This is a genomic window from Pseudomonas sp. 25 R 14, assembly GCF_900004755.1.
GTDB lineage: Bacteria > Pseudomonadota > Gammaproteobacteria > Pseudomonadales > Pseudomonadaceae > Aquipseudomonas > Aquipseudomonas brenneri.
Genome location: NZ_CVTS01000065.1, coordinates 171,500 through 193,099, shown reverse-complemented (window position 1 = coordinate 193,099; position 21,600 = coordinate 171,500). Strand labels below are relative to the sequence as shown.

The 21,600-nt window shown below is 59.8% G+C and carries 17 protein-coding genes; 7 read left to right on the top strand and 10 right to left on the bottom strand.

The window, feature by feature from the left end; all coding sequences use genetic code 11:
* Nucleotides 1-5 precede the first annotated feature (5 nt).
* On the top strand, nt 6-4,817 hold the full coding sequence (locus BFQ03_RS24120; RefSeq protein ID WP_065944179.1) for an RHS repeat domain-containing protein: 4,812 nt from the start codon (nt 6-8) through the stop codon (nt 4,815-4,817).
* Nucleotides 4,818-4,877: 60 nt separating this feature from the next.
* Here the strand turns inward: BFQ03_RS24120 and BFQ03_RS24115 are convergent, their stop codons facing one another.
* The 3 genes from BFQ03_RS24115 to BFQ03_RS24105 form a co-directional block, all read right to left on the bottom strand.
* Complete coding sequence (locus BFQ03_RS24115) at nt 4,878-6,005, bottom strand: NAD(P)/FAD-dependent oxidoreductase (RefSeq protein WP_032859997.1); 1,128 nt, start codon at nt 6,003-6,005, stop codon at nt 4,878-4,880.
* Between the two features lie 152 nt (nt 6,006-6,157).
* Nucleotides 6,158-7,612, bottom strand: coding sequence for an ATP-dependent RNA helicase RhlB (gene rhlB, locus BFQ03_RS24110; protein ID WP_032859996.1), 1,455 nt, complete (start codon nt 7,610-7,612; stop codon nt 6,158-6,160).
* A gap of 96 nt (nt 7,613-7,708) precedes the next feature.
* Nucleotides 7,709-8,365: an alpha/beta hydrolase gene (locus BFQ03_RS24105; RefSeq protein ID WP_065944178.1), complete on the bottom strand. Its 657-nt coding sequence runs from the start codon at nt 8,363-8,365 to the stop codon at nt 7,709-7,711.
* Between the two features lie 344 nt (nt 8,366-8,709).
* Between BFQ03_RS24105 and BFQ03_RS24100 the strand changes: the two genes are divergently transcribed.
* The 4 genes from BFQ03_RS24100 to BFQ03_RS24085 all read left to right on the top strand — a co-directional run bounded on the left by BFQ03_RS24100 (nt 8,710) and on the right by BFQ03_RS24085 (nt 12,879).
* Nucleotides 8,710-9,741 (top strand): amino acid ABC transporter substrate-binding protein, encoded by a 1,032-nt coding sequence (locus BFQ03_RS24100; protein ID WP_032859994.1) that lies wholly within the window; start codon nt 8,710-8,712, stop codon nt 9,739-9,741.
* A 72-nt stretch (nt 9,742-9,813) separates the two neighbouring features.
* Complete coding sequence (locus BFQ03_RS24095; protein ID WP_032859993.1) at nt 9,814-10,995, top strand: amino acid ABC transporter permease; 1,182 nt, start codon at nt 9,814-9,816, stop codon at nt 10,993-10,995.
* A gap of 10 nt (nt 10,996-11,005) precedes the next feature.
* Complete coding sequence (locus BFQ03_RS24090) at nt 11,006-12,103, top strand: amino acid ABC transporter permease (RefSeq protein WP_032859992.1); 1,098 nt, start codon at nt 11,006-11,008, stop codon at nt 12,101-12,103.
* Nucleotides 12,104-12,114: 11 nt separating this feature from the next.
* Entirely contained in the window at nt 12,115-12,879 is a 765-nt protein-coding gene (locus BFQ03_RS24085) for an amino acid ABC transporter ATP-binding protein (RefSeq protein WP_032859991.1), read from the top strand.
* A 51-nt stretch (nt 12,880-12,930) separates the two neighbouring features.
* On the opposite strand, the gene BFQ03_RS24080 is transcribed toward BFQ03_RS24085, so the two are convergent.
* Together BFQ03_RS24080 and BFQ03_RS24075 are read right to left on the bottom strand one after the other, a co-directional pair.
* Nucleotides 12,931-13,425, bottom strand: a complete 495-nt coding sequence (locus BFQ03_RS24080; protein ID WP_032859990.1) for a type II toxin-antitoxin system MqsA family antitoxin — start codon at nt 13,423-13,425, stop codon at nt 12,931-12,933.
* Entirely contained in the window at nt 13,422-13,733 is a 312-nt protein-coding gene (locus BFQ03_RS24075; protein WP_065944177.1) for a type II toxin-antitoxin system MqsR family toxin, read from the bottom strand. Before BFQ03_RS24075 ends, BFQ03_RS24080 begins: the two co-directional genes overlap by 4 nt.
* A 159-nt stretch (nt 13,734-13,892) precedes the next feature.
* On the opposite strand from BFQ03_RS24075, the gene BFQ03_RS24070 reads away from it, so the two are divergent.
* Nucleotides 13,893-14,552: a FadR/GntR family transcriptional regulator gene (locus tag BFQ03_RS24070; protein WP_032859988.1), complete on the top strand. Its 660-nt coding sequence runs from the start codon at nt 13,893-13,895 to the stop codon at nt 14,550-14,552.
* The gene (locus tag BFQ03_RS24065) at nt 14,542-15,822 is read left to right on the top strand and encodes a CynX/NimT family MFS transporter (protein ID WP_032859987.1); all 1,281 of its coding nucleotides are present in this window, start codon (nt 14,542-14,544) and stop codon (nt 15,820-15,822) included. Before BFQ03_RS24070 ends, BFQ03_RS24065 begins: the two co-directional genes overlap by 11 nt.
* Here BFQ03_RS24065 and BFQ03_RS24060 read toward each other — a convergent pair.
* From BFQ03_RS24060 to BFQ03_RS24040, 5 genes are all read right to left on the bottom strand, one after another.
* Entirely contained in the window at nt 15,819-16,469 is a 651-nt protein-coding gene (locus BFQ03_RS24060; RefSeq protein WP_065944176.1) for a DUF1120 domain-containing protein, read from the bottom strand. The two genes, BFQ03_RS24065 and BFQ03_RS24060, sit on opposite strands and share 4 nt — an antisense overlap.
* Before the next feature lie 17 nt (nt 16,470-16,486).
* Entirely contained in the window at nt 16,487-17,629 is a 1,143-nt protein-coding gene (locus BFQ03_RS24055) for a DUF1120 domain-containing protein (RefSeq protein WP_082445570.1), read from the bottom strand.
* Nucleotides 17,630-17,640: 11 nt separating this feature from the next.
* Nucleotides 17,641-20,073: a fimbria/pilus outer membrane usher protein gene (locus BFQ03_RS24050; protein ID WP_175403918.1), complete on the bottom strand. Its 2,433-nt coding sequence runs from the start codon at nt 20,071-20,073 to the stop codon at nt 17,641-17,643.
* A gap of 95 nt (nt 20,074-20,168) precedes the next feature.
* The gene (locus BFQ03_RS24045) at nt 20,169-20,870 is read right to left on the bottom strand and encodes a fimbria/pilus chaperone family protein (protein WP_032859984.1); all 702 of its coding nucleotides are present in this window, start codon (nt 20,868-20,870) and stop codon (nt 20,169-20,171) included.
* A 33-nt stretch (nt 20,871-20,903) separates the two neighbouring features.
* Complete coding sequence (locus BFQ03_RS24040; RefSeq protein WP_065944174.1) at nt 20,904-21,527, bottom strand: DUF1120 domain-containing protein; 624 nt, start codon at nt 21,525-21,527, stop codon at nt 20,904-20,906.
* Nucleotides 21,528-21,600 lie beyond the last annotated feature (73 nt).

Below are 21,600 nucleotides of genomic sequence, written 5' to 3'. Positions count from 1 at the left end.
ATGTCATGAATGTTTACTCCAATGCTTTTAATTTCAGTTCATACTTAAGTGGGTCGGTCGATCCGCGTACTGGTCAATACGGTTGTCAAATCAACTTGGCGCAGTTGTCCCCTCAAGGAGCTCTTGAGGTCAATCGCAGTATTGCTTTGTCATTCTCAATGCTCGGTCCCGAGAGCTCGCTTTATGGAAAAGGCTGGCGATTGAGCAACACAGAGTTTGATCTTGCTACCTCAAAACTTACTTTACTCAGTGGTGAGCAATTTCAGACGCAAGGCATGCCCTCGGTCAAAGGGACGATGATTATCAAGGATCGAAAGCTCCAAGATCTGGTGGTGAAGCGCCCGGATGAAAGTACGCTCCATGTGATTTATAAAGATGGCACGATCGAAGTTTTGCAGCGCACCAACAGTACCCTCCCTTATCGGATCACTTCTATAAAATTCGAAAACGGTGAGACCTTAAGCTTTCGTTATTCCGAGAGTGGGGCTCTGGAACGTATCCTCAATCACAAGCAGGAAGAATTACTGGTACTGACTTACGGGAGTGGGCGCTTACAAATGGCTGATGCCCGGGCTGATGGCGGCCGTTATGCGCGTATGTTGTTTACGCAGTCTAACGGCCGCCTCACTGCGGTCACCGCTCCGTATGACCGTAATGGCGCGCCCGGGACAGCTGCCTATAATATTGTGTACAGGGATCCGTTTCGTAACGGCCTGGTTGCGATCGATCGGATGCAGCTGCCTATGGGAGGGGAGGAGAAAATCAACTACACAGAAAATGGTCATCAATATGCAAATAACCAGTTCATCCCCCGAGTGTCCAGTTGGACGCTGACTCCGGGTAGTAATCAGCCTCGTATCACCCGGACTTATGGGTACAGCCCAGGTCTTAACTTTACAGGGTTCCCTTATGCCGGCGGTTTTCGTGAAGGCGAAGACAATTTGTATCTGGTTGGCAGTGCCTATGACTATTGGACAGAAGAAAAATACCTAGACTCGGAAAACAATGATGCGGTGCTAAGTACTACCCGTACCACCTACAACAAGTTTCACTTACTGATCGAAGAGCGAGTCCTGCGCGAGGGGACGTTGACCACGACGAGCATTGCCTATAACACTAAACCTGGGCTCTTTCCGGCGCAGCCGGCCAATCTCCACCTTCCGAAAACCATCACCAAACAATATGTACTGGCCGCTAACCCAACAAGGACGGTGATTGAGAGTATCGAGACCGACGACTACGGCAACGAACTAAGCCGCACCGACGCTTCCGGAGTTCGCACCGAATACAGCTATTACCCGATCACTGGCGAGAGCGGCAAATGCCCGGCCGATCCTCATAACCTGTTCCAGCGTTACGTGAAGCAAGAGCGCCTCATCCCGGTTGGAGGTACGCCTGCTGCCCGGCTCACCGAGTACACCCACACTCGCATGCCACTAACCGGCGACAGTTATTTTGTCGTGCAGCAGTCGAGCAACCAGGCCGGTGTGTTCAGCATGCAACAAACTTACTACGACACACCTGTCGCGCTGGCCGGCCGGCTGAAGAGCACCACCAGCACCATTGGCGGGCAGTCGTTGGTCAGCGATTTCAGTTACACCATTACCGGCGATACACTTTCCGAAACCCGCCGCCTCAAGGGGCGTGAAGGGCAATGGCTGGAGTCGGCGCGCACGCTCTCACTGGTCAACCGTCGTATATTGTCGATGACGCGAGACGGTGGCAGCACCTTGGCCCTGGCGTTCGATGTCAGTGGCCGGTTGACGTCGGAAACGGCATCCCCCGGCAAGCCGCAGCAAGCGGCGCGGCGTTATGCCTACCATTTTGCGACGCCGACCAAACGTGCTCACCTGATCACTACCGATGCCCAAGGCAACCGCTCAATCACTTACTACGATGGCCTGGGGCGTCAGGTCGCCGAAGCTCAACTGTTGACCGGGGACCAGGAGCGTGCTGCAGGGACCTGGCTGTATGACGCGCTTGGGCAAATCAAGGAAGTGGTTAATTTCGATTACCTGACCGACGGGCAACGCTTGCTCAAAAGCACCTACTCCTACAGTCGTTGGGGCAATGCCAGTCGTGTGACCCGTGCCGATGGCTCTGTGGTGATTGATGAATACGATCCGCAGCTCAATATCAAGCTGGAGGGCATTGAAGGCGGCGAGCGTCTGCGGACGTCTTTCAATGGGCATAATCAGCCGGTAAAGGTGGAGCGTCTCGACACGGCCAATAACAGCGTTGAAGTGGAGTCGCGTACCTACGATGGCTTGGGGCGTTGCCTGTCAGTACGGGATGTCAGCAAAAACCTCACCGAATTTACTTATGACCCGTACGACCGCCAACTGACGGCCACGCAAAAACCGGTAGATGGGACCCCACAACGGTCACGTAAAACAGACTACGTCCCAGGCACCAGTGGAGAAATGGTCAGTGCACTCACTATCGATGGCAAGCGGTTGGGCGCCCGTACTTACGATAGCCTGGGCCGAATGACCAGCCAGGTACGCGGGACAGGGCAAGCCACGACCTGGGAGTACGAAGCGGGTTGGATGGAACCTATCGCCATGAACTCCCCTGGTGGTGGCCGTCAGACCCTGACTTATGACAAAGAGCTGGATGTACCGACTAAGATCGAAATGACAGGGCTACCGATCAGTCACTACCGACATGACCCGGTTACTGCTGCACTGGCTCGCTCGGAGACCAATAGCCTGGTCCATGAGGTGTTTCACAATGCGAGCGGGTATCTGGAGAAAGACGTTCAAACCGCCAATGGCACGGCGTTGACTGCAACGTATGGTTACTCCTCCGGTGGGCGCCTGCAAAATCAAGCCGCTGCCGATGGCCAGCAAAGCCAGTTTGTATACGACACCCGTGGGCGCTTTTCAAAAATGACCGCCGGCGCCATGGCCATTGAACAGAGTTACGACACGTTTAGCCGGCCGCAGACCCTGACCACCAGCTACGACAGTCTGAAGGTCGTCACCAGGGTGTCTTATGACACACTGGGGCGTGAAGCCGAGCGCCGCTTTGAGCAGAATGGTGCGTTGTTGCAGACGATGACCAGTACCTATCACGGCAACAGCATGCTGGCGACACGCGTTCTTCGGGATGCGAGTTCACGTGTAGTGATCGGTGAGACATTCACCTATGACGCCTACTTGCGGTTGAAGACGTACCGTTGCGAAGGTCTTGAACATCCTAAGGATCACCAGGGGCGTGGCATCGTCGGGCAGGATTTCAGCTTTGACAGCCTCAACAACATCACCCGGGTGGTGACCACCTTTGCCGATGGCACGCAAGACACCTGCGTGCGCTATTTCACGGGCACCGACCCAACCCAACTGACCCGGGTGACTCATACCCGGCCGGTGCAGGATTTCACCCTGGCCTATGATGCGGCGGGCAACGTGAAGACGGCGCCTTCAGGCCAGGTCTATACGTACAATGGTTTTGATCAACTGACCGCAGTACAGGCCGGCCCCCTCAAGTACAGCTACCAGTACGATGCCGAGTCTCGCCAGGTAAGCGCCTCCAGAGGCAACGAGGCGCCTGTGATGCTGGCGTACTCTGGTGATCGCCTGGATGTTCTGGTTGAGGGGAGCAAAAAGATCCGCTACTTCGACGGTAGGGATCAGGTGATGGCGCGCAGTGGTGGCGTGGATGGGCCGCAACTGCATGTCAATGATGCCGCAGGCAGTGTGCGCGGCGTATCGGCCCCGGGGCGGGCTCATGTACGGCGCCATTACACGCCTTATGGCGACGCGCAGATACCTCTGGATGACGGTAAGGTCCGTACCATGGCTGACCTGCAACTACCGGCGTTCAATGGTCAGCGACTGGATGTTGCGAGCAATCTCTACTTCCTGGGCAATGGCCAGCGTGCCTACGATCCTGACTTGATGATGTTTCTGCAAGCTGACCCACTAAGCCCATTTGATGAGGGGGGAATCAACGGTTATGCCTACTGTGCGGGCAACCCGATCAACCTGATCGACCCCAGTGGGTTGTGGCCGAATTGGTTGAAGTGGGCGTTGACCGGGGCGGCATTGGCGCTGTCGATAGTGACTCTAGGGTTCGCCGTTCCGGGGGTTATAGCCGCAGCGGCGGCGTATACGGCGGCGGCAACTGCGGCCGCGGTAGCTACGGCTGCTGCCGCTGCTACTGCGAAAGCAGCGCTTACTACGGCAATGATAGTTCTTGCCTCCAAGCTCGCGCTGGCTACCGCTTCGGGGTTGGGTGTTGTTGGGGGGACACTGGGTACTGCGGCGCTGAGCATCGCTGAGGTCGACAGGAAGATGGGCTGGGACCGCTCGCGCCACATCAATAACCTGGGATGGGCTTCATTCGGATTTTCTATTGCTTCATGGTCTGTCAGTCTGGCAGGGGCTTACACGTCGGCAAGCCTGGCCTTTAACGCAGCAGCCAAAGCCGGGGCGGCCAAGGATTTTATCAAGTACCCCGGTTTTTTTGATACCCCGGTAGGGAGTGGCATTCTGGCAGCAGGTAAGCGCATGGTGGGTTTGAGCTATAAGTTCACCGATAAACAGGGAATCACCACGTTCAGCAAGATTTACGGTGTCACCCGTTTTGCATTGCGAACCACCAACTTTGGCCGGGCAATAGAAGCCAGAAGTAAAACGGCACCCGCAACTCCGGCTCCTGAGGCGGATCCATCAAGTTTCTCGACTCAGCCCCAGCCACAAGCGACGGGCAGCCGTTTGACCGATATGCCGAGCAGCAGTGCCAGCTATTACCAGGCATTCAGAGACGAGGCGACACGTATTCGCCAACCGATCCTGGGGGAATTGTTTTAAGGGTAACCGATGAGGCAGGAGCGGGAGCATGGCGCCAATGGGTTTGCGTCATGCTCCCGCTCAACTAAAACGCCTGGGTGACAGCATCGCCTCGCTCAAACCTGCTTGTTGCAAGCACTCGGGCAACCCCAACCCACGTACCAGCGCCGCACTAGCCTGGCCCATCGCCGGTGAGGTCTGAATCCCATAGCCACCCTGAGCCGCCACCCAGAACAACCCCTCCACCTGCGGATCAAAACCGCAGACCAGATCACCATCGCTGACAAAACTGCGCAACCCGGCCCAGGTCCGGGCCGGACGGCGGATGGTCAGGGTCGTGGCCTCTTCAATGTGATAGATGCCCGTGGCGATATCCAGCTCTTCGGGCTGTACGTCGTGAGGTTCCACTGGGTCGGCATTGGCCGGTGAGCCGAGGAACATGCCTGCGTCAGGCTTCATGTAGAACGAGCCGTCGAGGGCGGCCAGCTCTGGCCAGTCATGAATATCCAGCCCGGCAGGCGGGGCGAACACAAAGGCGCTGCGACGCTTGGGTTGCAGGCCGATTTTCTGCGCACCGGCCAGTTCGCCAATATGATCGGCCCAGGCACCGGCCGCATTGATAATGACCGGCGCACAAAAGCGTTGCTGCGAGGTGCGCACTTGCCACAGGCCTTGATCGTCACGGTTGAGCTTTTGCACTTCGCTGCTAGTGTGGATCACGCCACCGTTGCGCCGAATACCACGCAAATAGCCCTGGTAGAGCGCGTCGGTGTCGATATCACAAACCGTCGGGTCATAGATCGCGCCGTAGACTTTCTCCCGGCGCAGGATGGGCAGCATCGCCAGGGTTTCTTCGAGACTAAGCAGGCGGGTTGGCGGGACCAGGGCCTTGGCGCTCAGGTACTGGCGCTGCAGCTCGTCGGGGTCGCCGATAAAATCCACGAGGACTTCGCCACGGGGCGTGAGCAATGGATGCTCGGTAAAACCTGTGGGCGGATGATCGAAGAATTCGCGGCTGCCCAGGGTCAGGGCGCGCACTTGCGGGGTGCCGTAGGCGGCGATGTACAGGGCGGCCGAGCGTCCGGTGGAGTGATAGCCCGGCATGGACTCACGCTCCAGCACGATGACGCGGGCGTGTCGGGACAGCCAGTAACCGGCGGAGGCACCGGCAATGCCGCCGCCGATGATGATGTAGTCGGCTTGGGTCATGGGTTCCTCCTGGAATAGGTACTTGAAGATAGCGCAAGACTAATGTGGGAGCGGGCTTGCTCGCGATAGCGGTGTATCAGTCGCCGAATCTATTGACTGATCTATCGCTATCGCGAGCAAGCCCGCTCCCACATTTTTTACCGCATTCCAGCTTAAGGGCGCTTGCGTTCTACGGCGCGCAACAAGTGCGTCGGCGGTGTCTCACAGCTGATCTTGCGCCCCAGCAGCGCCTCGATCGACGGCAACTGGTACGAATCATCTTCACCGGCAAAGCTGATCGACACCCCGGCAGCACCTGCACGCCCGGTACGGCCGATGCGGTGTACGTAGTCGTCCGGCACTTCCGGCAGGGTGAAGTTGATCACGTGGCTGATGCCGTCGATATGAATCCCGCGACCCGCCACGTCAGTGGCCACCAGCACGCGGATCTTGCCCTCGCGAAAGCCTTCCAGGGTCTTGATGCGCTTGTGCTGCGGCACATCGCCCGACAGTTGCGCGGCGTTGACGCCATCGCGCACCAGGCGTTCTTCGATGCGGCGCACTTCGTCCTTGCGGTTGGCAAACACCATGACCCGTTCCCAACCGTTGTCGTTGACCAGGTTGTAAAGCAGTTTGTATTTGTCGGCACCGGCCACGGCATAGATATGCTGTTCGACGTTTTCGCTGGCGACGTTTTCCGCTTCGATTTCGACGATGGACGGGTCAGTGGTCCACTGCTTGGCGAGGTTCATCACGTCTTCGGTGAAGGTCGCGGAGAACAGCAAAGTCTGACGCTCGTTTTTCGGCGGGGTCTGGCGAATGATCTGGCGCACTTGTGGGATGAAACCCATGTCGAGCATCCGGTCGGCTTCATCCAGCACCATCACTTCAACCATGTCCAGATGCACGTCGCCGCGCTGGTTGAAGTCCAGCAAACGGCCCGGCGTAGCCACGAGGATGTCGCAGTGCCGCGCTTCCAGGTGCTTGAGCTGCTTGTCGAAGTCCATGCCGCCCACAAACGTCATGACGTTGAGGCCGGTGTATTTGGTCAGGTCGGCGGCGTCCTTGGCGATTTGTACCACCAGCTCCCGGGTCGGTGCGATGATCAGCGCCCGTGGCTCGCCCATGTAGCGTTCTTTGGGCGGCGGGGTCTGCAGCAGTTGGGTAATGATGGAAACCAGGAAGGCAGCGGTCTTGCCGGTACCGGTCTGGGCGCGGCCAATGGCGTCTTTGCCGGCCAGGGTAAAGCCCAGCACTTGTGCCTGGATCGGTGTGCAATACGGGAAACCCAGGTCCTGGATGGCGTGCATCAGTTCCGGGGCCAGCTTGAAGTCATGAAAGCGGGTCTTGCCCTCTTGCGGCTCGACCACGAAGTCTTCCAGTTTCCACGGCTTGACCACGGGTTTTGGCGCACGTTCGCGGCGCGGTTTTTCCACGTGTGCGGGTTCAGCGGGCTGCACGGCGGTAGCGGCTGGCGGCTGTTTTGGTGAGGCAACGGGCGCGGTTCGGCCAGGCTGTTTACCGTCATTGCGGCTGCCGGGAGCTTGGACAGGGGCGCTGGGAACAGGGGCGAGTGGTTCAGCCTCGCTTTTACCGAACATCTTCTTGAGTGCTTTGAGCACGGTCATCTCATCAATTGGTTAAGGAATGTACGCCGGCCAGTGTAATGCAAGAATCGGGCGCGGCGTAGTGTGTTGGTCATGCGGCTACACAATGCCTGGTTTTCAACCCAGGCGGCCGGCCAGCCAAGTGCCGATATCGCGGATTTCCTCGGGTAACACTTCGTGACCCATTGGGTATTCCTGCCATGTCACGGTGACACCACGCAGTTTCAAATGCTCGTAGGCACTGCGGCCCATGGCGTTCTGCACCACTTCATCGTACTGGCCATGCAGGCACAGGGTCGGGATTCGCTGCTGGCTCGCCGACAGTTCGAGCTCGTCGCTGAAGGTTGGCGCATAAGTGGAGAGGGCAAGCACGCCACCGAGGGCACCCTGCCATTTCACAAACGCGGCGTGTAGGACCACGGCGCCACCCTGGGAAAAGCCGGCGAGGAAAATTCGCGATGCGTCTATTCCGCTGGCTTTTTGCTGCCCGATCAAATCAATGACCATTTCGGCCGACTCATCCAACTGTTCTCGGCTGATGGCCCGTGCTGGGCTCATGGCCAATATGTCGTACCAGCTGGGCATCTCGTAGCCACCATTAATGGTCACCGCACGGCTCGGTGCCTGGGGCAAAACAAAGCGGGTGGACAGCAAGGTTTCTTGCAGCGCCTCGGCCACCGGCAAGAAGTCGTAGCGATCGGCACCCAGGCCATGCAACCAGATTACGCAGGCGTCTGCGGGCTTGGCGGGCTGAAGAATCAAGGGTTCGGTCATGTTTGCTCCATATATGTGCGTGCGCGCCGATGGGGGGCGTTGGGGTGGTGCGAAAAAGGTGATTCAGTTAACAAGATGTCGCATGGTTGACTGTTTTGCGATGGTTCATGGGCTGAAACGGCTCAGCTGCCACTCTGGTACGGCGCTTGCTATGCGTAGGTCGATGTCAGAACTTTCCGAGGACGGTAACACTATCAGTGACTGCCGCCTGTGGGATACCGCTGGAATGACAGCACCAGCCTCTTGCCGCTTGACCCTAAAAAAAGCCAACACGGGTCGATATCGCCTCATAAGGGTGCGCAGAGGTTGGCGCTTCGACACAACAAGAGCAACTGGAGGTTTGAATGAAGGTATTGAAGTCCACCCTGGCCATCGCGACTGCGGCGACCGTATTGGGTATCAGTGGCCTGGCCCAGGCCGGCGCCACTTTGGATGCGGTGCAGAAGAAAGGCTTTGTGCAATGTGGTGTCAGCGACGGCCTGCCGGGTTTCTCGGTGCCGGATGCCAGCGGCAAGATCCTCGGGATCGACGCTGACTACTGCCGCGCCGTGGCCGCCGCTGTTTTCGGCGATGCGACCAAGGTCAAGTTCAGCCAGTTGAACGCCAAGGAGCGTTTCACCGCGCTGCAGTCTGGCGAAGTCGACATCCTGTCGCGCAACACCACCATGACCAGTTCTCGTGATGCGGGCATGGGCCTGAAATTCCCCGGGTTTATCACGTACTACGACGGCATTGGCTTTTTGGTCAACAACAAGCTGGGCGTGAAAAGTGCCAAGGAACTGGACGGTGCAACCATCTGCATCCAGGCCGGTACTACCACCGAGCTGAACGTTTCCGACTACTTCCGTGGCAACAACCTCAAGTACACCCCGATCACCTTCGATACCTCCGATGAAAGCGCCAAGTCGCTGGAGTCCGGGCGTTGCGACGTACTGACCTCCGACAAGTCCCAACTGTTCGCCCAGCGCAGCAAGCTGGCCGCGCCGAAGGAGTACGTGGTGCTGCCGGAAACCATTTCCAAGGAGCCCCTGGGCCCGGTCGTGCGTAATGGCGATGACGAGTGGCTGGCCATCGTGCGCTGGGTGGGCTACGCCATGCTCAACGCTGAAGAAGCCGGTATCACTTCGAAAAACGTCGAGGCTGAAGCCAAGGCCACCAAGAACCCGGATGTCGCCCGCCTGCTGGGCGCTGATGGCGAATACGGCAAAGACCTGAAAGTGAAGAAAGACTGGGTCGTACAGATCGTCAAGCAGGTCGGTAACTACGGCGAAGTGTTCGAGCGCAACCTGGGCAAGAGCACCCCGCTGGAAATCGACCGTGGCCTGAATGCGCTGTGGAATAACGGCGGCATTCAATACGCACCCCCAGTGCGCTGATCGCTGATGGTTCTATCACCCGGTGGGCCAACCGCCGGGTGATGTTCTGTTCCATTTTTTGCGGGGCACTTCATGCAAACTCAAATCGGCGCACCCAAGCAGAAGCTCAGCTTCAGCGATCCCAAAGTGCGCGCGTGGCTATTCCAGATCATCACCATCGTGGCGGTGGTCTCGCTGGGCTGGTACTTGTTTCATAACACCCAGACCAACATGCAACACCGGGGTATTACCTCCGGTTTCGACTTTCTTGAGCGCAGTGCCGGCTTCGGCATCGCGCAACACCTGATCGACTACACCGAATCGGACAGCTATGCCCGGGTGTTTGTGATCGGCTTGCTCAATACCTTGCTGGTGTCCGTGATCGGTGTCGTCCTGGCGACCCTGCTCGGCTTCATCATCGGCGTGGCGCGCCTGTCACCCAACTGGATGATCAACAAGCTGGCGACGGTGTATGTGGAAGTGTTCCGCAACATTCCGCCGCTGCTACAGATCCTGTTCTGGTATTTCGCGGTGTTCCTGACCATGCCGTTGCCGCGCAACAGCCATAACGTTGGCGATACCTTCTTCATGAGCTCACGGGGCCTGAATATGCCGGCCGCACTGGCGTCTGAAGGTTTCTGGCCGTTTGTCGCCAGTGTCGTCGTCGCTATCGTGGCGGTCGTGTTGATGACGCGTTGGGCCAACAAGCGCTTTGAGGCCACCGGTGTACCGTTTCATAAGTTCTGGGCGGGCCTGGCGCTGCTCATCGTGATTCCGGCGTTGTGTACCTTGGTCTTCGGCGCACCGTTGCACTGGGAAATGCCCAGGCTTGCGGGCTTCAACTTTGTCGGCGGCTGGGTATTGATCCCGGAACTGCTGGCGCTGACCCTGGCGCTGACCGTCTACACGGCTGCGTTTATTGCCGAGATCGTGCGCTCGGGTATCCAGTCTGTGAGCCACGGCCAGACTGAAGCTGCGCACTCCCTTGGCATGCGCCCAGGCCCCACGCTGCGCAAGGTCATCATCCCGCAAGCCCTGCGGGTGATCATCCCGCCGCTGACCAGCCAATACCTTAACCTGGCGAAAAACTCGTCGTTGGCCGCCGGTATTGGTTATCCGGAAATGGTTTCGCTGTTTGCCGGCACGGTGCTCAACCAGACCGGCCAGGCCATCGAGGTCATTGCCATCACCATGAGTGTGTACCTGGCGATCAGTATCAGCATTTCCCTGCTGATGAACTGGTACAACAAGCGCATTGCGCTGATCGAGCGGTGAGGAAACACCCATGAGTACGCATACTTTCAAACCTGATATGCCGCCGCCGGGCAAGGTCTTCGGCCCGATGGCATGGGTGCGCGCCAACCTGTTCTCCAGCTGGCTCAACACCCTGCTGACCTTGCTCGCGTTCTACCTGGTGTACCTGGTTGTACCGCCGATTCTGCAGTGGGCGATCCTCGACGCGAACTGGGTGGGGACTACCCGCGCCGACTGCACCAAGGAGGGTGCCTGCTGGGTATTTATCCAACAGCGTTTCGGGCAGTTCATGTACGGCTACTATCCCAGCGACTTGCGCTGGCGCGTGGACCTGACCGTGTGGCTGGCCATTGTCGGCGCGGCGCCGTTGTTCATCTCGCGCTTGCAGCGCAAGGCGGTCTACGGCCTGGGCTTTCTGGTGGTGTACCCGATCGTGGCTTTCTTCCTGTTGCATGGCGGCGTCTTCGGCCTGACCAACGTGGCGACCAGCCAATGGGGCGGGCTGATGCTGACCCTGGTGATCGCCACTGTCGGCATCGCCGGCGCCTTGCCGCTGGGCATCATGCTGGCGTTGGGGCGGCGCTCGAATATGCCGGCGATTCGTGTGATCTGTGTGACCTTCATCGAGTTCTGGCGCGGCGTACCGTTGATCACCGTGCTGTTCATGGCCTCGGTGATGCTGCCGCTGTTCCTGCCTGAAGGCATGAGCTTCGACAAGCTGTTGCGCGCGTTGATCGGGGTGATCCTGTTCCAGTCGGCCTACGTGGCAGAAGTGGTGCGCGGTGGCTTGCAGGCGATTCCCAAGGGGCAGTACGAAGCGGCCGCAGCGATGGGCCTGGGCTACTGGCGCAGCATGGGCCTGGTGATTCTGCCGCAAGCCTTGAAGCTGGTGATACCGGGCATCGTCAACACCTTTATCGCGCTGTTCAAGGATACGAGCCTGGTGATCATCATCGGCCTGTTCGACCTGCTCAACAGCGTCAAGCAAGCCGCTGCCGATCCCAAATGGCTGGGCATGGCCACTGAAGGCTATGTATTTGCGGCCCTGGTGTTCTGGATTTTCTGTTTTGGTATGTCGCGCTACTCCATTCATTTGGAACGCAAGCTCGACACTGGCCACAAGCGTTAGGAGTTCTTTTGATGAGCGAAGCAATCAAACAGCCGGTGAGCCCTGAAGGCATTATCCAGATGCAGGGCGTGAACAAGTGGTACGGCCAGTTCCACGTGTTGAAAGACATCAACCTCAACGTCAAGCAGGGCGAGCGTATCGTGCTGTGCGGCCCGTCGGGCTCGGGCAAGTCCACTACCATCCGCTGCCTCAATCGCCTGGAAGAACACCAGCAGGGCCGCATCGTGGTCGATGGCGTGGAACTGACCAACGACCTCAAGCAGATCGAAACCGTGCGCCGTGAAGTGGGCATGGTGTTCCAGCACTTCAACCTGTTCCCGCACCTGACCATCCTGCAGAACTGCACGCTGGCGCCGATGTGGGTGCGCAAGATGCCCAAGCGCAAGGCCGAAGAAATCGCCATGCACTACCTGGAGCGCGTGCGCATCCCGGAGCAGGCCCACAAGTTTCCGGGGCAGTTGTCCGGTGGTCAGCAACAGCGCGTGGCGATTGCCCGGGCGTTGTGCATGAAACCCAAGATCATGCTGTTCGACGAGCCGACCTCGGCCCTCGACCCGGAGATGGTCAAGGAGGTGCTGGACACCATGATCGGCCTGGCCGAAGACGGCATGACCATGCTCTGCGTGACCCACGAGATGGGGTTTGCACGGACCGTGGCCAACCGGGTGATCTTCATGGACAAGGGCGAGATCGTGGAACAGGCGGCGCCGAATGACTTCTTCGACAACCCGCAGAATGAGCGGACGAAGTTGTTCTTGAGCCAGATTTTGCATTGATCGATGTTTGAAAGCATAAACCCGGCCTGGCGCCGGGTTTATTTTTTTGGGCTAGGACGTTTTGAGTGCTTCAGCGTCGTTGTTCACCGTGTAGGTGAATGCACCGCGCATATCAGCGCCGTCCGCCAGGGTTTTTGCGTCTGCCAGCAAGTGTGGGTGACGATCCAGTAAGCGCATCAACAGCACCAAGGGTTTGGGCGCCAGAAGCTCGCCGCGCTCGTACCGGGAGAACGCGTTGTGACCGCCCCCGGACAGCAATTGCACCGCTTCCTTTTGTGTAAGGTGCAGTTTGCGGCGGGTGCGTTTCATCTCGGCGCCGATCATTTGCCGGGCGGCGAGGGTCAGTTCATCTTTTGCCTCTGCGTAGCGATCTGCGCTGTCGTTGTCAGGATCCCAGAAACCGTCGCCGCAGACCTCGCATTCCCAGCCTGAAAGGTTGTCGACCCGTCGCTCCATGCCTTTGACGCTGATGGTTTCGCTGCGGCCCTCGAAATAACTCAATGCATCGGGGGCGCCGCAGATGTAGCACAGCTCAGTTTTTTTCATGGGTTTTTCTCCTTGAAGGAGACTACTGGAGGTCTTCCGTCTGTGCGGTAAGTGACCTTGATGTAAATCTCCCTATCTTTTGAGTAAGTGTGATACACGTCCTGCCAGACTCTATGGTCTCCATAAGTGGTCATCGACTTGTACAACCTCCAGTTTTGTAACTCATAGATGACGCCCTGCATTTCCTCGATGCTGAAGCCGAGCTCCTCACCGCACTCTTGTGCTGCCCGGGTAAACGCTTTCTTCCCAAGCCGCCTGACATCAGCCTTTATCACCGCCAAATCGTAATGAGGTGTGTACTTTTCCATAAGACACCTGACTCCAATAATTACCCTTTAAGGGTAATTTTACTAATCGAAAATTCCGCTCCTTTACTCGCCTGAAAACCCTAGTGCGTTGCTTCTGTAGGCAACTCCGAATAGGCTGTACGAAAATTCATCCTATGATTGGACGAAAGCGCAAATCCGATGACAGACATCGCTCCGCTGATCAAGCGTTCCCTGGTCGACCAGGCCCTGGACCAACTGCGCCAGCGCATCACCCAAGGCAAGTGGGCGATTGGCGAACGCCTGCCCACCGAGCCCGAGCTGTCTGCCGAGCTGGGCATCAGCCGCAACACCGTGCGCGAGGCCATGCGGGTGCTGGCATTCTCGGGGTTGATCGAGATCCGTCAGGGCGATGGCAGTTACCTGCGCTCGATGACCGACCCGTTGGGGGTGATGAACGCCATGTCCCATTGCACCCTGTTCCAGGCGCAGGAGACGCGGCAGATTCTTGAAGTCGAGGCCATCGGCCTGGCCGCGTTGCGCCGAACCCCAGAAGATTTACGACGGTTGCGCGAAGCGTTAGACGCCAGTGGCGAGCACTACCATGGTGATCTGGAGCACTACATCCGCTGCGACCTGGTGTTCCACAAGCGCTTGGTGGATGCCGCTCACAACCCGGCCTTGAGCGAGTTGTACCAATACTTTTCCAGCATCGTCGGCGCCCAGTTGCGCCAGACCCTGAACATCAAGCCACGCCGCCAGGCGGTGTTCGACCTGCATGTCGAGCTGCTTGAGGCCGTGGAGCAACAGGACCCGGAGCGCGCCAAGGCATTGTCCCGGCAGTTGATCAATGAACCTTGACCCTGAGAGCGCCATGTCACGCCCAGAAAACACCCTTGAAGAATTGCTGATCGACGCCGAGGCCGACGACGAGATGGTCCAGCACAGCCCGCCGTTGGTGCATCGCCCGTGGCTGTTGCTGCTGGGCCTGATCCTGGTGGCGCTGAACCTGCGCCCGGCGCTGTCGAGCATGGCGCCGTTGCTCAGCGAGGTGTCCAGCAGCCTGGGTTTGTCGGCGGCCCAGGCTGGCCTGCTGACCACCTTGCCGGTGCTGTGCCTGGGCCTGTTTGCGCCCCTGGCGCCGATCCTCGCCCGGCGCTTTGGTGCCGAGCGAGTGGTGCTGGGCATCTTGCTGACCCTGGCGGCCGGGATCATTTTGCGCAGTTCGTTCGGTGAGGTCGGGCTGTTCGCCGGCAGCCTGCTGGCCGGGGCCAGTATCGGCATTATCGGGGTGTTGCTGCCCGGTATCGTCAAGCGTGATTTCGCCAGGCAAGCCGGCACCATGACCGGTGTCTACACCATGGCCCTGTGCCTGGGGGCGGCGCTGGCGGCAGGGGCCACGGTGCCGTTGAGTCACTTCTTCGGCGACAGCTGGAACATCGGCCTGGGCTTCTGGGTTCTGCCAGCGCTGGTGGCGGCGCTGTTCTGGTTGCCGCAAGTGGGCCAGAAACACGGGGCCCACCAGGTGGCCTACCGGGTCAAAGGCTTGCTGCGCGATCCGCTGGCCTGGCAGGTGACCTTGTACATGGGCCTGCAATCGTCCCTGGCCTATATCGTTTTCGGTTGGTTGCCATCGATCCTCATCGGTCGAGGCTTGACCGCTACCCAGGCCGGGCTGGTGTTGTCTGGCTCGGTCATTGTGCAGTTGGCCAGCTCCCTGGCGGCGCCGTGGTTGGCCACGCGTGGCAAGGACCAGCGTCTGGCCATTGTGGTGGTGATGCTGTTGACCCTCGGTGGTTTGTTCGGTTGCTTGTATGCCCCACTGGACGGTTTGTGGGGCTGGGCGATTTTGCTCGGCCTTGGGCAGGGCGGCACCTTCAGCCTGGCGCTGACCTTGATCGTCCTGCGCTCGCGAGACGCCCACGTCGCCGCCAACCTGTCGAGCATGGCCCAAGGCTTCGGCTATACCTTAGCGTCCCTTGGTCCGCTCGCGGTGGGCCTGGTGCATGACTGGACCGGCGGCTGGACGGCCATCGGCTGGATTTTTGCGGTGATCGGCCTGGGTGCAATCGTCGCGGGGTTAGGCGCCGGGCGTGCGCTGTATGTGCAGGTCAGCAGCGAGAAGCTCTAGAGGTACACCACCTCCAGGGTCGCCGAGCCGTCGAGCAGGGTGTCGGTGCTCAGGTCCAGGTTCTGCCTGGCATTGATCACCGCCGCGACGTTGACCGTGCTGATCAACTCCTGGATCGCCGAAGGCCCGGCAACGCTGCCTTGGGTGTCGGTGAAACCCAGGTAACTGTTGGCGCCGATATCGATGGGGTTGAGGTTGGATGTGCGCCAGGCCACCCCGCCCGTGGTGGACTCGGTGCCGTAGGCAGTAGTGGTGCTGTCCACCTGGGTGTGGCGCGGGTCAAAACTCATGGAGTAAAGGCCGAGTCGATTACCGCTGTGGTCCAGCCCCAGGCCGTAGTAAATCTCACTGTTGACCGTGGCCGTGCCATCACGGTTGTCGCGCATGCGCAGGGCAAAACGACTCGGGGCATTGCAGGCAATGCTGACTTGCAGGTATTTGATCGGCAGTCGTGTGCCCCGGTCGACGTTCAGGTCCTGTTGGGAGATCTTGCCGTAGTCAATCAGGCCGCCACTGGACAGCCGCGGCGTACAGGCGATGGGCGTGATCCGGCCCTTGACGGTCAGGTCCACGGTCGACGCCGCCAGTGCATGTTGGGCCGAGGGCAGTAGCAACAGGGACGAAAAAACCAGGCAGTACTTTTTCATGGGGTGGATTCCAGAGGCTAGAGGTAGATGATTTCCAGGGTGCCCGAGCCGTTGATGCGTACCACCGTGCGTAGATCCAGGGACTGGGTGGGGGCCAGGTAGGCCTTGATACGGACGGTACCGGCCAGGTTTTGCAACGCGATCGGGCCAAGGGTATTGCCGGCGCTGTTGGTAAATCCCATGAGGCTGTTGGCGGCGATAGGAATCTGTCGTGCACTGGAGCTGCTCCAGGCCTGGCCGCTGCTGGTGGAGTCCGTACGGTAGAGCGTGCCGTAGGCATCGGCGGTGAAATCCGCGGGGTCGATGTTCAGGTAGTAGCGGCCGATCTTGTTCCGGCTGTTGTCCAGGTCCAGGCCATAGGCGGTTTCATCGGTGCCGCCGGTCGCTGTACCGAAGCGGTTGTCGTGCATCAGCAGGGCGAAGGGCGTGGGCGCATCGCAACTGACAGAAAATTGCAGGGTACGGGTGGGCAGTGGGTTTTCGTTGGTGCTGCTCAGGTCCTTGGCCAACAAGGTGCCGTAATCGACCAGGCCACCATTGGACAGCTGCGGCATGCACGCGGCGGGTGCAAAGTGGGCGCGCAGGGTCAGTTCCCGGTAGCGACCGCTCTGGCGGCTATAGATTGTCCCTGGTACTTCCCAGGTGGTGGTGTCCTTGACCCGTGTGGCAGCGATATCGGCAAAGGCACTGAAGGTCAATTGCACGGAAAAGTGCTGGCCGCTGAGTACCGTATCGCCCTTGACCGGCGCGATGCCGTGGTTCGTGCGCCAGTTCAGCAGAGTGCCGCGAGCCACCGGCGGTTGGCCGAGTGCTGGGACCAAGCCAAGCTCCACAGCGTTGCCGTCCAGTACTGCGTCGCTGGCCTGGATCGCGTAACTGCCATGCTCGGTGAACTGCAGGCGCTGGGTATTGGCTGCCAGGGCTCTATAAAACAGACTCATATCGGCAGGTTGTGGACAGCTGAAGTTCAGGCTCATGCGCCGCTCACCCAGGGGGCGTTCAGACGCGCTGTCACGTTGGGCAATACGGCTCATCAGACCGAAGTCCAGCAGTGCTTCGCTGATGTTCAACTGGCATTCGTCCTCGGCGACGGCGTTGCTGGTGAATATCACCAGCATCAGCGTCACGGCCAGACGTGGCAGGGCAGAAATTATATCCATGGTGATTGTCCTCATGACTGATCACATCGGGCAGGTGCGGTTTCGAAATACACCCGCGGGTCGCTTTTTTCCGGCAACTCGAACCACAAGGCACAACGCGCCATTCCAGGTGCACTGACCCACAGTTGCGGTTGCTCAAGCACATTGGGCAGGAACACCTGGCCGCCGTCTTGAACCAGGGTCACGAACTCACCGCTAGCGGTGGTGACGGACGCCCCGCGTGGCAGTGGCGTGCCCTGTTCGTTGCGCACGTAGAGCAATGCCCTGCGTGTCAGGGTCACGCCGAAGTCGACCCGATCCACGGCGCCGCGCCCGGCAGCGATCATCGCCAGGCCGTTGTTGATATCAGCGTTACGCGGCAGCGAGCGGGTCTGCACTTCCACCGGGCTGCGGCCATAAGCGCTCAACTGTGGCACCACGGCCTGGCCTTGCCAGTCGGTCCATACCGGACCGCTGGGGGTGCTCAGCTTGATGCCCTGCATATCGCCGACCGCGACCAGGGCGAAGGTGTCACGCACCGGATAGGGCGACAGCGTTACGCCACCGCCATGCACCACCACACCGCCACGGGCACTGCCTTGATAACTTGAACGTTCGGCATCGGAGCGGCTGTAGCTGAAGTCGAGCTGGCTGTAGCGGGGCAGGGCCGAGAGGCCGAGGGTGGTTTCTACCTGCTGGTCGCGGCTGTCGTGTTCGGCGCTGACGCGGTAACTCAGTTGATCGTCGATCTGCTCGTTCAAACCGAGGCCGGTGCGGTGCTCGCCGCCCGAGTTGCGCACCCAACTGCGTACCCGACGGTTCTCGCCCAGGGGCAGGCTGATATTCAGGTACGCCGCATTGTCTTGCTGCTGACGGCCCCCCATTTGCCATTCCGCACTGGCCGACAGCGACACCCCACGCACACTGCTGCCCCAGGACACCAGGCCGCGGCTGCTGCTGTCGCCATCAAAGCTGCTGGAGCGCGAAACCCCGGCGCTGAAGGCGCCCAACCAGGGATGGGACCAACCCAGGGTGGCGCTTTGCTGATCGCGATAACGTGAGCGACGCTGCTGCGTAGTCTCGGGTTCGTAGGTGGCTTCTTCCAGCTCCCGATAGCCCGGTGTGCGCCAGGAATTGGCCACGCTGAACGACCATTGATCATTCAGGCGCTGGGACCAGGACAGGTCGGTCTGCAGCCCGCGGGCTTTGTCCCGTGCCTGCGCATCGGCGACCTGGCTGGACAGTTGCACTTGACTGTCCAGCCACGGCAGCCAGCCCAGGCTCAGCCCCGCCGCGCGGTATTCGCTGGACGCCAGCACGCCGCTGCCCAGGGACAGTTGCGGGTGCACGGCGCCGGTCCAGCCCGCACTGGCTACCCACGGATCCTCGCCCTGGGTATCACCGATGTTGCGCACGCGTCCCGCGGCCACTGAATAACCTGGCGCTGGCAACCCGAGGCCGAGCATGGCGGCTGGGACGGTGAACTGCCGCTCGTCACCGCTGCTTTCCCTGACGGTGACGTCGACGTCCGAGCGTGAATTCAAGCGTCGTACATCTGTCAGGGAAAACGGCCCGGCGGGGACCACTGTTGAGTGAATCAACGCGCCGTTCTGCCGCACTTCGACTTGCGCCGGGCTGTTGGCGATACCGTTGATGGTCGCGCCTTGGCCTTGTTCTTGAAGGGCCTGTTCGGTGAGTACCTGGACCCCCGTGATTTGCGCGCCGGACAACACCGGGTTGTAGAGATTGATCTGCCCGGCTTGCAGCACCGCCTGATGGCTGGCAAAGGTGCGTTGCGCATAAGCCTCCAGATGGGTGCTGCGCGACAGGCTGTCCTGCCAGGTCTGTACCTGGCGGCTGCGCACGATCCAGTCACCGGCATTGAAGCCGACCTCGGTATTGGCCGAGCCAAACCGGCTGTCGCCATCGCCAAAGCGATTGTAAAACCCGGTGAGATCGTAGTTGAGCAGGCCGGCAACGCCGCCGGTTTCATAACCCGAGATGTCCTGTTGCAATGGCCGCAAGGCCTCGGTCGGTACGACCAGAGAGACCGTGAGACTGGCCGGGTCGGGCTCCACCACGCTTTGTGGATATTGTGCGAGAAAGGCATGACAGGGGCCGTCGTCGCTGGGGACCAACAGGTTGGCAGCGTCCAACAGGGCACGGTCAAAACACAGCGTACCCTGTTGATCAAAGCCCACTTCCAGCCGCCCCCGGCGCTGGCCGTTGACCTGCAGGCTGACGGCATGCCGGCCGGCGGTAAAGCGCGGTGCGTCCAGCAACAGGCTGGCCAGTTGTGGATCAATACCACGCTGGTGCAGGGTCGTGGCATCAAAGCCTGGTCGTTCTGCGGCCCAGCCTCTGCCGGGCAACAGGGCGCATGCCAACAGCAGCGCGGGCAAGGCGATACGCGCAGGAATCTCGGGCACGGCTTTGCCGTCACGGTAGCTCAATACTGTTTTCACGAAGGGCACTCAAATGATGGGCGTTGGTGCGCCCTGGTGACGGTCTTCGAGCCGTCACTTCGTTATGCAGGCGCCGGGCGCCTGATGTTTAGTGGTCAGGTAATCGGAGCTTCATAGGCGGCGACTGCAAAGCCATACACCGTGGCCGGCTGCAGTCGGACTTTGCTGGCCGGGCCGCCGGTGGCTGGCACACTCAGGGTTTCTCCCGGCAACACGTAGGTGCGCGGCAGCATCGCCTTGCCGTCACCCGGGAGCAGGCGCAGTTCCTGGGCCAGGCGTACGACATACGGGCTGTCATTGCGCACCTGCAAGGTGTTGTCATTTAGCGACCAGGCAAGCCCGGTCCACGGTGTGCGATTGGGGGCCAGGCCCCTGGGATGAATGATCACCGGCAGGTTCTGGCGCACCGTCACGCCAACCCGCGCATGCCCGGCTTCAGTGGCTGGACGGCCCTGAGGCATGCCTTCGAAGATCGCCCGCTTGAGGCGCTGGGTGAGCAAGGGTTGCTGATTTTGCAGGATGAAACGTACCAGTTGTGATTTGGACGCCTCGACCCGCGATAGCGGTGGAGTGACCACTAACAACGGTTCGGTGTCTTCGGGAATGTCTTCCAGGGTGACGTGTAGCAAGGCGAGTTGACTGTCGGTGTTGGTGACCGACACGGCGGTTTCGCCATCGGCTTCGTAAATGATCACCACGGAGGTATCCGGAACCATTCCGTCGGCCTGTGCACACGTGCCAAACAGTAGCGTCAGGGCCGCGATACTGGCCACAGTTTTCAACAATGCTGTCGTCATGACGGGGTTTTCCATAGGGGAAATATGAAGAGCTCAGAGGTAGCGCAAATCCAGCACGATGGAGCCATCGAGGGGCACCTCCTGATTCAGGGTCAGGTATTGGGCAAAGTTGATGGCGGTGTCGATTTGCAGTTGGGCGCTTAACTGGCCGATGAAGTCGGGCTGCCGATCACCGGGGGGAGCAAAGCCGACGTAGGATCTGGGGGGGGCATTGGGGGCCGGTGCCCAGGTTTCACCGTTGTCGCTGGAGGCCAGGGCTTGCATGGAGAGCGCGTCGCCCAGCGGGTTGCGATAAGACAGCGCCACTGACCCCAGGCGCTCGGCAGGCACGTGGATGTTTCTGCCCAGGCTGTAAACGCTTGGGCCCAGTGAGGACTCGGCTCGGTTGTCGACCCCTACCAGGGCAAACAGCATGGGCCTGGAGCACTGCACACTCAGTTCCAGTAAGCGGCTGGGCAGCATGGTGAACTCATTGGGGTTGAGGGTATGAGCAGGAATTTTTCCGTAATCGACCATACCCTCGTCTGATAGCTCGACGTGACAGGCATCCGGCGTCAGCCGCCCGGTCACGGTGATTTCGACAAAAGATGCGGCGAAGGCCGTAGTGACGTTGCTCAGCAAAAGCACTATCGCCAGGAGGCGAGGGTAGGTATTCATCGGTTGGCGCCACTGGCCGAGGTGCAGACGGCCGCTACGGAAAAAATACCCATGCCTGCCTGTTCCAGCCAGG